This window comes from Lacticaseibacillus sp. 30, from assembly GCF_053819265.1.
This window is the reverse complement of sequence record NZ_JBSOQX010000002.1, coordinates 65,055-81,061: the sequence shown is the minus strand read 5'-3', so window position 1 is coordinate 81,061 and position 16,007 is coordinate 65,055. Positions and strand designations below refer to the sequence as shown.

The 16,007-nt window shown below is 46.3% G+C and carries 11 protein-coding genes and 1 tRNA gene; all 12 read right to left on the bottom strand.

The genetic code is table 11. The features are described 5' to 3' along the window. Positions 1–22 precede the first annotated feature (22 nt). The 12 genes from ACWPAB_RS01860 to ACWPAB_RS01805 all read right to left on the bottom strand — a co-directional run bounded on the left by ACWPAB_RS01860 (position 23) and on the right by ACWPAB_RS01805 (position 16,003). A complete protein-coding gene (locus tag ACWPAB_RS01860) occupies positions 23–1,060 on the bottom strand; it encodes a sugar-binding transcriptional regulator (RefSeq protein WP_003564263.1) in 1,038 nt (345 codons plus the stop codon). 625 nt (positions 1,061–1,685) lie between these two features. Then, positions 1,686–1,757 (bottom strand) — tRNA-Arg (locus ACWPAB_RS01855). A gap of 103 nt (positions 1,758–1,860) precedes the next feature. Next, positions 1,861–2,451 carry an ATP-dependent Clp endopeptidase proteolytic subunit ClpP gene (clpP, locus tag ACWPAB_RS01850; protein WP_003564255.1) on the bottom strand — a complete coding sequence of 197 codons (591 nt, stop codon included), beginning with the start codon at positions 2,449–2,451 and terminating at the stop codon, positions 1,861–1,863. Positions 2,452–2,567: 116 nt separating this feature from the next. Continuing rightward, the gene (locus ACWPAB_RS01845; RefSeq protein WP_003569571.1) at positions 2,568–3,023 is read right to left on the bottom strand and encodes a MarR family winged helix-turn-helix transcriptional regulator; all 456 of its coding nucleotides are present in this window, start codon (positions 3,021–3,023) and stop codon (positions 2,568–2,570) included. A gap of 385 nt (positions 3,024–3,408) precedes the next feature. Further along, a complete protein-coding gene (whiA, locus tag ACWPAB_RS01840) occupies positions 3,409–4,356 on the bottom strand; it encodes a DNA-binding protein WhiA (RefSeq protein WP_003564251.1) in 948 nt (315 codons plus the stop codon). Positions 4,357–4,360: 4 nt separating this feature from the next. After that, the gene (locus ACWPAB_RS01835; protein WP_003564250.1) at positions 4,361–5,389 is read right to left on the bottom strand and encodes a gluconeogenesis factor YvcK family protein; all 1,029 of its coding nucleotides are present in this window, start codon (positions 5,387–5,389) and stop codon (positions 4,361–4,363) included. Continuing rightward, positions 5,386–6,273 carry an RNase adapter RapZ gene (gene rapZ, locus ACWPAB_RS01830; protein WP_003564248.1) on the bottom strand — a complete coding sequence of 296 codons (888 nt, stop codon included), beginning with the start codon at positions 6,271–6,273 and terminating at the stop codon, positions 5,386–5,388. The genes ACWPAB_RS01835 and rapZ overlap by 4 nt, the downstream gene beginning before the upstream one ends. A 162-nt stretch (positions 6,274–6,435) precedes the next feature. Next, positions 6,436–6,975 (bottom strand): HdeD family acid-resistance protein, encoded by a 540-nt coding sequence (locus tag ACWPAB_RS01825; RefSeq protein WP_003569568.1) that lies wholly within the window; start codon positions 6,973–6,975, stop codon positions 6,436–6,438. 350 nt (positions 6,976–7,325) lie between these two features. After that, positions 7,326–10,217: an excinuclease ABC subunit UvrA gene (uvrA, locus tag ACWPAB_RS01820; protein ID WP_003564244.1), complete on the bottom strand. Its 2,892-nt coding sequence runs from the start codon at positions 10,215–10,217 to the stop codon at positions 7,326–7,328. 267 nt (positions 10,218–10,484) lie between these two features. Then, entirely contained in the window at positions 10,485–12,500 is a 2,016-nt protein-coding gene (gene uvrB, locus ACWPAB_RS01815) for an excinuclease ABC subunit UvrB (protein WP_003569565.1), read from the bottom strand. Between the two features lie 205 nt (positions 12,501–12,705). Next, on the bottom strand, positions 12,706–13,353 hold the full coding sequence (locus ACWPAB_RS01810; RefSeq protein ID WP_003564240.1) for a YfbR-like 5'-deoxynucleotidase: 648 nt from the start codon (positions 13,351–13,353) through the stop codon (positions 12,706–12,708). A gap of 283 nt (positions 13,354–13,636) precedes the next feature. Continuing rightward, entirely contained in the window at positions 13,637–16,003 is a 2,367-nt protein-coding gene (locus tag ACWPAB_RS01805) for an ABC transporter permease (RefSeq protein ID WP_003569563.1), read from the bottom strand. Positions 16,004–16,007 lie beyond the last annotated feature (4 nt).

Genomic DNA, 16,007 nt, shown 5'->3' with positions numbered 1-16,007 from the left:
CTTTAGGAAATAAGGTTTTATTCTAACGGGTTGCCCCAGTTAAAATCGAATTAGTTGCACCGACGTCTGTTAACAGCCACGTCCGACTCGGTGCGTGTTGCATATATGCCGCAATTGCTTTGGACTTACTTTTGCCAGCAGCAACAGCGAATACATACGGTATATGATCAAGATCCGCGAGCTGTAAACCAATCTGCGGTATCTTGTAAACGACCTTGCCGCTCGCATCGTAGAAAACACCGAATGCTTCGGCAACGGCATGTTTGGCTTTCAACATGCTGATCGTGTCAGATGACATGCCACGGCGACGAGCCATGACTAAAGCGTCACCCACACTATGAATCACGACCTGAGCCTTATCAATCAGCCCTAAAACCTCTTTAACAGAAGGCTCTTTAATCAATGATTCGTAGGATTCCGAGCTAAGATTTTCCGGTACATACAACGCTCGGTAGTTGCTGTCGGTTGCTTCCGCCATCGCAGCAGCAATCGAGTTGGCCTGAATCGTCACCGCTTCGCCTAAGCCACCGCGAGCAGGGACAAACGTCAATTCACGTCCTGCAGACAACTGAAATGTCAGCTGCCTTGCAAGATGTGCCATTGTCGTTCCACCCATCACAGCAACCGTCAAGCGACCCGGCGGCAACAGTAATTGTAAGGTCGAATTCAACGTCTTCCCCAGCTCATCAAGCACCCGACCACTTTGATCGGCATCGCCAGATACGACCAAACAATGATCGATTTGAAGCTGGGCAGCAAGTCGTTTTTCATCATCCTTAATTCCTAACAGCTGATTCATAAGATGATCAAGGCCATGAAATGTCTCTAACCCTTTTGCTGTTAGCACCATGCCAGATTTTGAGCTTTCCAACAAACCTTGACTACGCAGAAAATCCGTTTCTGTGCGCAAAGCACGTTCTGAGATCTTCATCTGTTCGGCCAACGTTCGCCGGCCAACTGGTGCCATCCAGTTAATAAATTGAAGGACCTGATAGCGTTTAGTGACAACGCCCATCAGATCAGGCGCGATCGCTTTGAGCCACGCAAGTTCAGTATGCATAAGGCACGTCCTTCTTTAATGGGTCATTTCACGTCCCTCCGAGTCGTTCGCCGACCCAGCAAGCTGAAAAAAATTAGGAACCCAACAAATGCTGTTTTCCTTTACCAACAAGACCAATTGTAGCAGGGGTTCCGCTTTATCGCAAGTCTGCGGCCTTAATCGTCCAAAAACAATCACATATTCGGTAAACTTAGAACATCTATTTTTTTGGTGTGAAGATTATTCGGATTTTACTAAAACATCATCCCGTCTGGCGGGTTTTTTTGAAAGCGGGTTTCGGGTTGTTTCTAATGGAATTTTCATGCTGGGAAAAGTGATTCAGTTTGTGTCTTAGTTCAGTAGTGACAAGGGTTGGTTTTATTCCCGTTCGTTATATAATGAGCAGTTTCCAAGTCATAATGTTAGCGTTTGCAAAAATAGCCGCCGAATCTCTCATCAAGCACCCGAGCAATGAACGGTGAAGATCGTCGCTGCAATTCGGATCTCAGGCTATCACTTATCGGCGTTTTAGCATGATGCATGTCACGCCTCTATCCTGTTTTGAATGTTTTTAATTTTAAACAAAACAAAAACCCCGATTACTCGGGGTTATGCTGTCCTACCTTTTCCCATTTAACCGGGTTTCTGCGCAGCCCGGGAGTCGAACCCGGATTTCGAGAACCGGAATCTCACGTGCGATCCATTACACTAACCGCGCAAGTACCTAATTATATTACTCAATATGCCCTCGCTTTGCAAGTCTTTTCGGGGAAACAAAAACGCGTTGCCACGATATGGCAACGCGCTTTTCTTTTTACAGCTTATTTTTGCGTATTTTTGTTGACCAAGATATCATCGATTAAGCCGTAATCCTTGGCTTCCTGAGCGCTCATATAATGATCACGCTCGGTGTCCTTCTTGATTTGCTCAATCGTTTGACCAGTTGCGTCAGCCAAAATTTGGTTCATCTTGCGACGTGTCTTCAAGATTTCTTCAGCAGCGATTTCAATTTCGGTCTGCTGACCTTGGGCACCGCCTGAAGGTTGATGGATCAGGATGGTTGAGTTCGGCAATGCGAACCGCTTCCCTTTCGTCCCACCAGCCAGCAAAACGGACGCCATTGAGGCAGCCATCCCGATGGCGATCGTCTGCACATCTGACTTGATGAAGTTCATCGTATCCAGCATCGCCAAGCCACTGGTGATAACACCACCGGGACTGTTGATGTAGAGATAGATATCCTTTTCAGAGTCTTGCGCGTCCAAGAAAAGCAGTTGCGCGATGACAGAATTGGCCATTTGATCATTGACTTCACCGGATAACATAATGATTCGGTCTTTTAATAGACGTGAGTAAATGTCGTAAGCACGTTCGCCACGACTAGTTTGTTCAACGACGGTAGGTACTAGCATGTCCTAACCTCCTGATAATCGTTATTAGCACTCTTAAAAGTACAGTGCTAAGTATACAACTAAAGTCAAATAAGGTCAAAGATTTAGGTAAAAATCTTTGACCTTATTTTTGGGCGTTACGCTTCTGGAAAAGCGCCGTCGGGAATGGCACTTAAATGCTCATCAACCCGACTGACTTCTGACTTGATATGATCATACTCAGGCTTAGGAAGATTCATCAACTCCATGCAAGATCCAACGTGTTCAAAAATCTGATCACGGGCATCCAGCGCCTTTTGGGTTAAACTGACATCCACTCGCCGTTCATCTTCAGTGGAACGCTTGCGACTGATCCAGCCATCTTTTTCAAGCCGTTTCATTAACGGCGTCAAGGTACCGCTATCCAGTTCAAGTGTTTGTCCGACTTGCTTAACCGACATTGTGCCATGTTCATATAGCGACAATAACGTGATGTACTGCGGATAGGTTAACTTGAACGGAGCTAGCGCTTGTGAATAGAAATGATTGTATTGTTTTTGTGCTTTGTAAATCGCAAAACAAAGCTGTTCGTTCAAAGTAATCGGTTTAACCATGCTGCTTCCTCCTAAAACTTACCTTTAAACGCGCGAACAGCTCGCAAAAGCCGTCCACACTGTGAAAAATGCGTTCATCTATCAATTATTAGCCACCATCAACACCGACGGGGCTCACGTCATTGCTTCAAGACGGTCATCTCAAAAAAGCGATGGCGCTTCTCTCTGGTTGCCAAGATCATCACGGCTCCTTCAAACAAGTCGTCGCCAAAGGGATACATCCAAGCTAAAAGACATCGACATGCGTCCAAAACAGTCAATCTTCAGCAAAAAAATAACTTGATGTCGGTTACATTGTACACGATTAGCTTGAGGAAACAAAGGGATTGATTTGTTGATTGTCAACACCCGATTATGATGAACGCAACCCACTTCGCATTAGTGCTCAAGCGTCTTCTGGTTGTTGATACCCTTCAGCAATCTGATTCAATTTCCGCAACCGGTGATTGACCCCAGACTTTGAAATTTGGCCGCTCGGCATCATCGCTCCAAGCTCTTGAAGCGAGACGTCAGGATGTGCTAAACGTAAAACTGCAATTTCCCGCAATTTGGCCGGTAAGTTATCTAGCCCAACATGGTTCTTTAAATAGTTAATATTCTCAATCTGCTTCTGTGCAGCGTCAATCGTTTTATTCATATTCGCATTTTCACAGTTAACTAATCGATTCACTGAATTCCGCATATCCCGCATGATCCGAACATCTTCAAACTTCAGCATGGCATTCGTGGCCCCAATAACCTGCAAGAAATCGGCAATCTTTTCTGCTTCCTTGAGGTAAACAATGTAGCCGCTTCGCCGTTCTACGGTGCGAGCGTTCAGATTAAAATGATTCATCATTTTCAAAATACCAGCATTGTGATTATCGTATAAAGAATAGATTTCCAGATGATAACGCGAGGTTTCCGGGTTATTCACTGAACCACTGGCCAAAAAGGCACCGCGTAAATAAGAACGCATCCGCTGCGGTTCCTTCAACACCGAAGCTGGAACGGTTGTTGAAATCGCCATGGTATCCGGATCTAAAATTGATAGATCCGACAAGATGTCATTGACGCCTTCTGTTAGCCGCACAATGTATTGATAATTCTTCTTGAGCTTCATCTTACGGTGAACAACCAGATTAGCTTCGTGATGATAGACTTGGCGAATCAAGCTATAAATCCGACGTGCAATAGCCGGATTTTCGGTTTGAATATTTAACACAAAACGATGAGCCATCAGTGTCAGGCTGCCGTTCATACGAATCAAAGCAGACAGTTCAGCCTTAGCATGTTCTGGATGTACCTCGAGCTGTGTCAGTTCTTTTTTCACCAGACTGGCGAAACTTGCCATACCCTCACCTCCGGGTTTTGCCGCTGACCTGAAAGGCCAAGTTTAAAATCTCCTTGGCGACTTTATCACCATCATGAAAGACCCCATGATCGCGCAACTTTAAAAAGTCTTCGGAAATCACGCGGCAGCCCATGTCTCGCAAGCCTTGATAGTTATGCTTAACCGGCGTGAGAATTTCGTTGTACTTTTGATGATCCAGATAATTATCGGGGACTGGTTCAATGTTAACCAAAACCGTATCCACAAAGTTCTCGCCCATTTGTTCATTCAGAACCCGGACATGATCGGCATCGGTAAAATGCTGGGTTTCGCCTTTTTGGGTCATGATATTGACAATGTAAATCACTTCGGCTTGCGTCTTCTTCACCGCATCCCCCAGATTTTCAATCATCAAGTTAGGCAAAATGCTAGTGAAAAGACTGCCTGGGCCTAAAACAACAACATCAGCGTCCATAATCGCATCGATAACTTCTTTGACCGCCTCTGGTTTGCCATTGGCGGGATCTGTTTCTGAAACCGAAATATGCTTGATGTTTTTCCCAGCCGCTGTAATCTCAGCTTCACCAGACAGCTTTGTACCATCGGTGAATTCAGCATTTAAGGTTAACGGCGTGTTGCTGGCCGGATAAACGTGACCATCAACTTGCATCATTTCGCTTAGTTGCTGAACCGCTGGGAAAATGCCGCCTTTCATTTCAGACAGCGCGGCAATAATCAGATTGCCAATCGCATGCCCAGCGAAAAAAGCATCAGTTGTATTGAACCGATATTGAAAAATATCCAAATACAAACTCGGCAACTCCGATAAAGCCACTAGCACATTGCGAATATCACCAGGCGGCACTACGTTGATATAGTTGCGGATTGTCCCTGATGAACCGCCGTCATCGGCAACAGTCACAATTGCAGTCACATCTGCATCTTGCTCATGCAAACTATGCAGAATGACCGGCAAGCCTGTTCCACCGCCAATGACAACCACCTTTGGACGCCGACCGCGGATGACCCGAATAAATTTAGTTTCACGACTCATGAGCGATTCACCGTCTCCTTATGCTTCTTAATGTCTCGATGCGTGATATCAACGGCATATGCATCTGAAAACGCCTTACCAATCCGCTCGGCAAAAGCCACACTCCGATGCTGGCCGCCTGTGCAGCCAATCGCAATCGTTACGCTGGTTTTGCCTTCTGCCTTGTACTTTGGCATGATTTCAGACAATAGATCATAAAACTTGTTATAGAAACTTTCGGCATCTTCATTATCCATCACGTAATTGTAAACTTCCGGATCAAGCCCAGTCTTGGGCCGATAATCCTTAATGTAAAAAGGATTAGGCAGGAAACGGACATCCATGACAATATCAGCGTCTATTGGTAATCCGTATTTAAACCCGAATGACATGACTTCAATATGAAATGCTGGTTGACTACCGCTTTCCTTAAAGTTAAGGAAAATCTTTTCCCGTAACTGACGTGGACTTAAGGTCGTGGTATCAATCACAACCTGCGCGCGATTGCGCAATTCTGTGAGTAATGCACGTTCTTTTTTAATGCCGTCCATCAATCGGCCTTCCATGGCCAACGGATGAGAGCGACGGGTTTCCTTGTACCGAGAAACCAGCTCTTCATCAGTTGCATCCAAGAATAAGATGCGAGAATGAACATAGGCATTGTTGTCCAAATTAGCCAGCATATCGATAATCTGATCGTAAAAAGCACGACTGCGCAGATCGACAACAAGCGCGACCTTCGTGATCTTTCCGGATTCTTTTACCAATTCCCAAAACTTCGGCAACAAAGCTGGAGGCATATTATCTACGCAAAAATATCCCAGGTCTTCGAATGCCTGCATGGCAACGGTTTTACCGGCACCGGACATACCGGTGATAATGACAAGATCCAAACTTTCAGTCATAAAAGGCTCCTTTTTGATCATATTTATTCAAGTATAACATGCCGGGCGTGTCATTCCTACCGATCCCCGGTTTCTTTTCACCGCATCATCAAGCGTTGTTATTAAAAAACCTGATGCAGCGCAATGAATCAGCTGCATCAGGTTAAATAAAAGCGATGTTCATTAAATATTGCGTCGTGCAAAGGCAAGGACAATACATTCGATGCCGAATAGGACGAAAAACATCGACAATAATGTGACCAATGTGATGGCCGCAACCACTGGCTGCATGAACAACATCAAAGACACAATCACTGCCAGAATATCCAAGACGAGGTAAAGGACAAACCAGCCAGTACCTGCAATCCGCAAATGGCCCACGTTGAATAGCGAACCAACTGAATCAACTAAGAACCAGATTGCAAACATCATGGTAATCGTTGCAACACCAAAATTACTGTTGACCAGGAAAATGACACCAATAACAAGGTCAAAAATCCCCATCAAGAGCGACACCCAAGCTAGTTTACCAGTGAGCTGGCGAAGCGTTGAATACCCTGCTAAAATCGCAACCCCACGAATAATGGCAACAACAGCAAAGATAAAGGTCACCGTTTTCAATGTTGCCAGCGGATAGCGCATGACGACAAATGCGGCGATCAGGAACAGGATACCAGTGATAAACTGCCCCCAGTCAAAACCAAAACTTTTTCGATTTAACATCTATTTCCCTACTTTCTTAATCCTATTCATCATAATATTAAGCACGAGAATGAGCAAATCAGAGTGTGAAACAACTCGGTTTCTGGGCTGGCGACGCGTTGCTAGACCGTAGACAACGCTCCAAGCCCGCAAAGCTCGCGGTCTCGAAGTCGCCTAACAACATCAGTGACAAGGCGCGGTCGCCGTGCTTTTTGTACTGCTGATCCCCATCCGGTCTACGATTGCTCCGCCTTGGTACTAGTGTCTCGAAAATTCTAATAAATTTCCCATATCAAAAAGGCAAACAATTTTGTTGTCATTGTTTGCCCTTATTAACCGCCGTGAATGATGGCCCAACCTGGTCAGTCAATCTACTTCTTGCTTACTGCCTGCGCTTCATTCTTAGTTGATGTTTGCGCAGCTTCCTTGGTCCGTTGAGTGTCGCGAACGAGGATTGGTTTCAAGTATTGGCCAGTATAACTATCGGCCACATTAGCCACCTGTTCAGGTGTGCCAGTGGCGATGATCTGTCCGCCGCCGTCTCCGCCTTCAGGGCCAAGATCAATGACCCAGTCAGCTGTTTTGACGACATCTAGATTATGCTCGATAACCAGTACGGTATTGCCTTCATCGACTAGCCGTTCCAACACTTCCAGCAGCCGCTTGATATCATCTGTATGCAGACCAGTGGTGGGTTCGTCAAGAATATAAAAATTCTTGCCGGTTGAAAGCTTCTGCAGTTCGCTTGCAAGCTTCATCCGTTGAGCCTCGCCACCAGACAAGGTGGTAGCGCTTTGTCCCAGCTTAACGTAACCAAGGCCAACATCCACGATGGTTTGCAACTTGCGCCGAATCTTTGGAATATTCTTGAAGAAGTCAGTGGCTTCTTCGACAGTCATATCAAGCACTTCAGCAATATTCTTGCCCTTATATGTTACTTCGAGGGTTTCAGAGTTATACCGTTTGCCATGGCAAACTTCGCAAGGCACGTAAACATCAGGTAAAAAGTTCATTTCAATCTTGATGATCCCGTCGCCTTTACAGTTCTCACAGCGACCACCCTTAATGTTGAAACTAAAGCGGCCTTTTTTGTAACCACGTAATTTAGCTTCGTTGGTTTCGGCAAATAGCCCGCGAATGTCATCGAAAACACTCGTATAGGTAGCCGGATTGCTCCGCGGTGTGCGGCCAATTGGACTTTGGTCAATATTGATCAGCTTTTCAATATTTTTATAGCCAAGAATCTTTTTGTATGGACCCGGTTTCTCAGAATTATGATTTAACTTTTGAGCCAATGCACGCCGAAGAATCGAGTTAACCAAAGTAGATTTACCTGACCCAGAAACACCAGAAACCACGATGAATTTACCTAATGGAAAATCAACATCGATGTTTTTTAAGTTGTGGTCAGTGGCGCCTTCCAAACGAATCACTTTGCCACTACCTTGTCGCCGTTTTAGTGGTACCGGAATAAACTTGCGCCCTGATAAATATTGGCCAGTGATTGATTTGCGCACACGTGCAACTTGTTTAGGGGTACCGGATGCCATGATACGGCCACCGTGTTCGCCAGCCCCCGGTCCGACATCAATCAGATAATCGGCGGCGCGCATCGTATCTTCATCATGTTCGACCACGATCAACGTGTTGCCAAGATCGCGCATTTTTTTCAAGGAGGCAATCAGGCGATCGTTATCGCGCTGATGCAAGCCGATAGATGGTTCATCAAGCACATACATGACGCCGCTCAGATTCGAACCGATTTGGGTAGCTAGGCGAATTCGCTGAGCCTCGCCGCCGGATAGTGTACCAGCACTACGACTCAATGTGAGATAACCAAGACCAACGTTGACCAAGAATGTCAAGCGGTCAACGACTTCTTTCACGATTGGTTGGGCAATGACGCTTTCGGCTTCACTAAGATGCACGGTTTTGAAAAATGGTAGGGCATCCTTGATGGCAAGATCAGAAACTTCTGCAATATCGCGACCTTCAATTTTAACAGCCAAAGCCTGCCGATTCAGCCGCTTGCCGTGACAAACCGGGCACGGCAATGCTGTCATATAACTGCGCATCTGCTGGCGAGTAAAATCACTATTCGTTTCTGCATATCGGCGGGAAATGTTATTCAGCACCCCTTCAAAAGGTACATCAACATCGCGTACACCGCCAAAGTCATTTTCATAATGAAAATGGAATAACTTGCCGTCGCTCCCATTAAGCACCACATTGCGCTCACGGTGGGTCAGCTTGTTAAAGGGTACGTCCATTCGTACCTTGAAGGTTTTCGCCGCCTGAGCCAGCAGTTCCGGATAGTACTGGGAACTGATTGGATTCCATGGCGCGATTGCCCCTTCTGCCAAAGTCATACTCGGTTCTGGCAGCACCAAATCCATGTCAACTGTCAGCTTAACACCCAACCCGTCACATTCTGGGCAAGCGCCAAAAGGAGCGTTGAATGAAAATAGTCGGGGTTCCATTTCGCCAATCGTAAAGCCACAAATCGGGCAGGCAAAATGTTCGGAAAAGCGCAGTGGTTCACCGCCAATCACGTCCACGTTGGCATACCCTTCTGACAACCGCAGAGCTGCTTCAAATGAATCGAAAAGCCGACTGCGCGCCTCAGGCTTAACCACAATTCGGTCAATCACAATATCAATGTCATGCGACTTATTTTTATCCAGTTCATAATCAGCCGTTGCATCAACAACTTCACCATCAACACGCATCCGGACATAACCTTCACGCATGATTTTGGCGAAGACTTTTTTATGACTGCCTTTCTTGCGACGCACCACTGGTGACAGAATTTGAATCCTGGTCTTATCAGGTAAGGCTAAAACGCGATCCACCATCTGTTCAACACTTTGACTGGTAATCGGTGTGCCATCATTTGGACAAATCGGATGCCCGACACGTGCCCACAGCAAGCGCAAGTAATCGTTGATTTCAGTGACTGTTCCCACAGTTGATCGGGGATTTTTTGAAGTGGTTTTCTGATCGATCGAAATCGCCGGACTTAAGCCGTCAATCGAATCGACATCCGGTTTTTCCATCTGTCCCAGAAACTGTCTGGCATATGCTGAGAGACTTTCCACGTAACGACGCTGACCTTCGGCGTAAAGCGTGTCAAAAGCCAGACTGGACTTACCTGAACCAGATAGGCCGGTCATCACGACCAGTTTATTGCGGGGAATCGTCACATCAATATTCTTTAAATTGTGGGCACGAGCCCCATGGATCACAATTTTATCGTTTGCCATTCACAAAAGATCTCCTCATTTTTAGCAAGCAGTATTGGCGAAAATCACATTGCCACAACAGCTTATACGCCGACTTCTGACCGCTCACCTTAACGTGCTCGCCAGCCCAAAAACCTGCACATAAGGACCTTGAACGCAATGGCCAAAGACCGGCCATCACGTTCAAGACCACTTATGCTCCGGTTTCTAACCGGGCTGGTTCGCGCTCACCGGATCTGTTCAAAGCAATCATGGCTGACTTGGTACCATCGTGCAAGTGCGATCTGATTAAGACATATCAGCCTGCAATTCAAGAATTGTGTCGCGTAATGACGCTGCCTGCTCGAAATCAAGCTTCTTAGCTGCCGCCTGCATTTGGGAGCGCAGGTTTGCTACTAACTCCTTCTTATCAGCCTTGCTCATATCCTCATAATCAACTTCAGCAAAAGTCTTCTTGGCCTCGGCTTTATCATCATCTGATTGTTCATAGCTGGAAATAGCTGCCCGAATCGGTTTGATAATGGTCTTTGGCGTGATGTGATGTTCTTTGTTGAACTTCTCCTGAATCGTCCGTCGACGTTGGGTTTCATCAATGGCAGCCTTCATGGAATCTGTCACCTTATCAGCATACATGATGACTTTGCCATGCTCGTTACGTGAAGCCCGCCCAATGGTTTGAATCAAGGAACGTTCGGCACGCAAAAAGCCTTCCTTGTCAGCATCCAAGATTGCAATCAACGAAACTTCAGGGACATCGATCCCTTCACGCAAAAGGTTAATCCCAATCAGCACATCAAACTTGCCAAGTCGCAGATCACGAATAATCTGCGTCCGTTCAAGTGTCTTGATGTCACTATGCAAGTAGCGAACCTTGATGCCCATGTCTTTCAGGTAGTCAGTCAGATCTTCAGCCATTTTCTTGGTCAAGGTGGTGATGAAAACACGTTCGTGAGCATCAACCCGTTTGTTAATTTCACCAACAAGATCATCAATTTGACCCATGACCGGTCGAACCTCGATCTTCGGATCCAACAACCCGGTTGGCCGAATGATTTGCTCAGCAATATCGTCTTTAGGAACCCGATCCAGTTCATAAGGACCAGGAGTAGCACTCACATATAAAATACGATGGACATGTTGTTCAAATTCATTGATTTTCAATGGCCGGTTGTCCAAAGCACTTGGTAAACGGAAGCCGTAGTTGACCAGCATTTGCTTCCGCGCTCGGTCGCCATTGTACATCCCGCGAATTTGCGGCATGGTGACATGACTTTCATCCACCATAATGTTGAAGTCTTTCGGGAAAAAGTCCAGCAGTGTATACGGTGGTTCACCAGGCTTACGGCCATCCATATGGCGTGAATAGTTTTCAATGCCGCTGGTGAAACCCATTTCCCGCATCATTTCGATATCATAGTTCGTCCGCTGCTCTAACCGTTGCGCCTCCAACAGTTTGTTTTCACTGCGCAGGACTTTCAATTGTGCCTCTAACTCAGCAGCAATGCTCTTAATCGCTCGCTGCATCTGTTCATCGCTGGTCATGAAATGCGTTGCCGGGAAAATTGCCACATGATCACGTGTCCCGATGACTTCGCCGGTCAATGCGTCGACTTCGGTAATCCGATCAATTTCATCACCGAAAAACTCGACTCGAATCGCATGGTCATCACGACTGGCCGGGAAAATTTCAACGACATCGCCGCGAACTCGAAAGCGACCACGTTGAAAATCAATGTCGTTTCGATCAAATTGAATATCTACAAGTTGGCGTAACAGTGTATTACGATCAATCGTCATGCCAGTTCGCAATGACAGCACATGATTTTTGTATTCATGCGGATCACCTAAACCAAAGATTGACGACACTGAGGCCACCACGATGACATCATTTCGTTCCAACAACGCACTGGTGGCGCTGTGCCGCAGTTTATCAATTTCGTCGTTAATCGCACTATCTTTTTCAATATACGTGTCGGTACTCGGGACATAGGCTTCAGGTTGATAATAATCATAGTAGGAAACAAAATACTCAACCGCGTTATGCGGGAAGAATTCCTTGAATTCACCATAAAGCTGCCCGGCCAATGTTTTGTTGTGAGACAAAATCAAGGTCGGCTTGTTCAAGTTGGCGATGATGTTGCTCATCGTAAAGGTCTTCCCAGTCCCAGTTGCACCCAACAAGATCTGTTCTTTCTTACCCTCTTCAAAGCCCTTTGTCAACTTGGCAATGGCCTGTGGCTGATCACCAGCTGGTTGGTAAGGTGAAACCAGATCAAATTTACGATCGGCTATTCGTTCGATCATCGACATGCCTCCTATAAAACAATCACATGGGCATCATTCATTCCGAATACAAGGTGAACACGTGTCAATCCGTGCAGGAAAAAGGCCCCAGTGAACGCATTTTTACATTATCCAAACAAAATTTCGTCATCAAAAAAGTTGGAATCGACATGATGCGCATTCCAACTTTTGTCTTGCTTATTATAACATAGCGAACATACTTTCGCTACTTGTTTGGTTCATGTTCTGCCATGGTTTCTTTAGTCAGTTTAGCAAGCTGATCGCGGCTGGCAAATTTTTCATCAAGCATGTCCGGCAACACTTCCTCCAAGAAGTAGCGCACGCTAGGACGATTCCGAAACTGCAGGATCGTGCTTAAGCTTTCGGAGTAGATATCCAGAAAAACCTGTTCAGGATTGCCTTTCTCGATTTCGCCAAAACCTTCGTATAGTAGATCGATTTTATCAGCAACACTCAAGATCTGCCCTTCAAGCGTTTCATCCTTGCCTTCAGAAAGACGACGACGATAGCGATCCTGAAAGTCACGGGGAATTTCATTTTTGATAAAGTTCTCCGTCATGGTCGCTTCAACATCAGCCAGCATGTGGCGCAGTGTCGGGGTAGCATATTTAACCGGCGTTTTGATGTCGCCGATAAAACGTTCAGTATAATCGTGATTCAGAGATTTCTCATAGAGCATCTGCCAATTAACCTTGTTACCAGCTAACTCCTCGACATCGCCTAGCATTTGCGCGATTTCGGCAACTTTGAAACTATGTGCCGCCACTGAATGTTCCTGATACTTAAAGAATCCCGGTGCCCGACGCAGTGTCTCTAAGTTGCTTAGTCCTTGGATAAATTGGTGCATGCCCATGATTAAATGACCTCCTGATATTCGTGGCGTGATAGTGATGGCAGTAAATTAAATTGTTAAAAGACTACCACCTTGTGAAGCCCATTGCAAGAGCAGAGCGTGATCAGGCGCGGTTAGAAACCGGAGCATAAGTGGCCTCGGACACAAATGGCTGGGCTTTGGCCATTTATGTCCGAGGTCCTTATGTGCAGGTTTCTGCGCCTGAGAACGCGTTTCAGCAAGAGCGTGAACCACCCCGGTTAGAAACCGGAGCATCAGTGCCATCAATCATTTCACTTTTGTCTTAACCCACCCGAATCAATTGATCAATATCCTGATGTCGCATAATCTGAAAACTAATCCCTGCAAAAATACCCCAGATAGCCAGTAATGCAAGTCCGGCCATCCCCATCTCTAACCAAGGAACCTGAAAAGCCATCGTAATACCGGTGTTGACAGCTTGATGCAGAATCCAGCCAAGCAGTGTCCCCAGCAAAGAACCAATCACCATACTTGTCCCAAACAGAAACCCATTCTCAAGTGCCAACATCCGAACAATTTGACCAGGTGTCGTACCGACACTTTGCAGCATGGCGAGACTTCGCCGCCGTTGCAACAGATTAGCAAAAATATGATTCACAATGTTCGCCAGACTCACAAGGGTCAGCAGGGTTAAAAAGCCATAGACCATGACTTGAATAGCAAGCTGAAAGCTGCTGCCACGCGCATCATTTTCAATTTGATCAAAAAGTGCTGCATGTGGCACTTCATGCCGTAAAGCACTGGCCACCGTCTCATGAAAACTTGGTTTAATTAGTAAGACTTGAATGGCATACGTGACGTCATCATTTTTAATTTGGAGTGCTTGGCTGATTTGACGGAACCGGCTAGCAGAAAGCACCAAACCACTTTGGTCACTGACAAGCCAATCGGTCATTTCCGCAGCAGTCTTGGTGACGACCTTCATCGGCTGCGTTAAAGTCTTTTGGCTACTTTGCTCGTTAGCAAGCTCCAAGGTTCCTGCAAAATCTTTTGGCGTGTCCCATTGCTGCTGGCGCTTGCCTGTTTTTGAGTTCGTCACTAACCGACTGCCTGTGATAATCGTCGGCTGATCTTTAAAAACAGTGCCGAACGTTTGGTCACTCACCACGATCACATTCAGCCGATCATGAAATGCTTGTGGAGCGTTTTTCAAACCGACTTGAGTTGTGCCAGTCACCGTTCCGCGTTTCACCCCTGGCAGTCGCCTCGGATTAAAAGAGAAATTCGCTGATGCCAGCGATTGTGTCTTGGTGATCGTCACATCTGCCTGGCGACTAATCGTTTCATCGCTAAAAGTTAACATGCCGCGAAAGAAACTGGTAAAGCCGATAAAGATCATGAGTGACAAGGCCAGCGTTGTCATCATCGTGACTTTTGACCAGCCCAAACGCCGATAATGTTTATAAGCCAATTTAGCAATCGGCGTCGGCAAAAATCGTCCCAGCATCCCTTGCCGTAACATACGCTGACTCACCTTCCGACTTGCTGACTGCGCGCGAACTGCGGCAATCGGACTCACTTGTGCGGCGCGTTTGGCTGGTCGTCGTGCTGCTAGTAACGTGACAAGCAACATGAAAAATCCGCTGACTAAAATCGGCCACCAACTGATCGTGAGTAGGAGCTGAAAGGTGTTACCACTCGCCTTAAAAATTCGATTCAATTCATGAAAAGCGAGTGACAACCCACCGATTCCTGCAAGCAAACCCAGTAAAATCGCTGGCAATACCAAAGTCAGTGCTTGCAGATACACCGATTGCCGGATTTGTCTCGGCGTTGCACCAATTGAACGCAATAAGCCATAACGCTGCGTTTGTGCTTGTACACTCAGATTGATGCTGGTATAAATCAACGCCAATGACACCAAACCAATCACACTTAGCACCACGATGACAAGTAATACGAACATGGCACGGACCTTGACATCTCGCGACTCACCGGCCCGTTCCAAAGCTAATTCATTCATTCTCTGCTGGTCGGATCCGACATGATACTGCGCTGTGAGTTTCTTCAACTTCGCGTAAAAATTGCCATAGTTGCCAAAAGCCGCTGCGACAGCATAGTTCTTCGTGCCGTCAAAATGGCCGGTGGTGACAGCGCCATCACTTGCCATGAGGCCAGCATAGCCACGGTAACTACCGACGATCTTAAGAACGACGCGCTGACCATTGCGCTGTGCCGCCACGGTTTTGCCCACTGCATAAACATCAGAAATCAAATCTTGGGCTAACATGACTTCTTGCTCATTTTGGGGTAGCCGCCCTTCCAAAAGAATGGGTTGGATTAATCGCTGCAGCGCCGGTTTCGGCAACATTAACAAAGGCGAATCTGGTTGGTTAGGTACCTGATCAGCAAAGCTGATTTGTCCTTGTTGCTGATAGCGGACACTTTCGGAAATATCGGCTTTTTTCTGAATAGCCAGTGCGGTTTCTTGGTTAACCTTCGATAAAACAAACTGTAGGCCGCCGGTATTTTGAATATTATCTTGATACATTGAATGCCGAGCCGAATTAATGCCAATCAAGGTGGCCACAGTTAAGGTCGCAGCAACTGCCATCGCCAGAATGGTTGTGAACGTGCGCGCCTTCTCCTTAATCAGTTGACGCCAAACTAAATGGGTCATCGTCCCCATGACG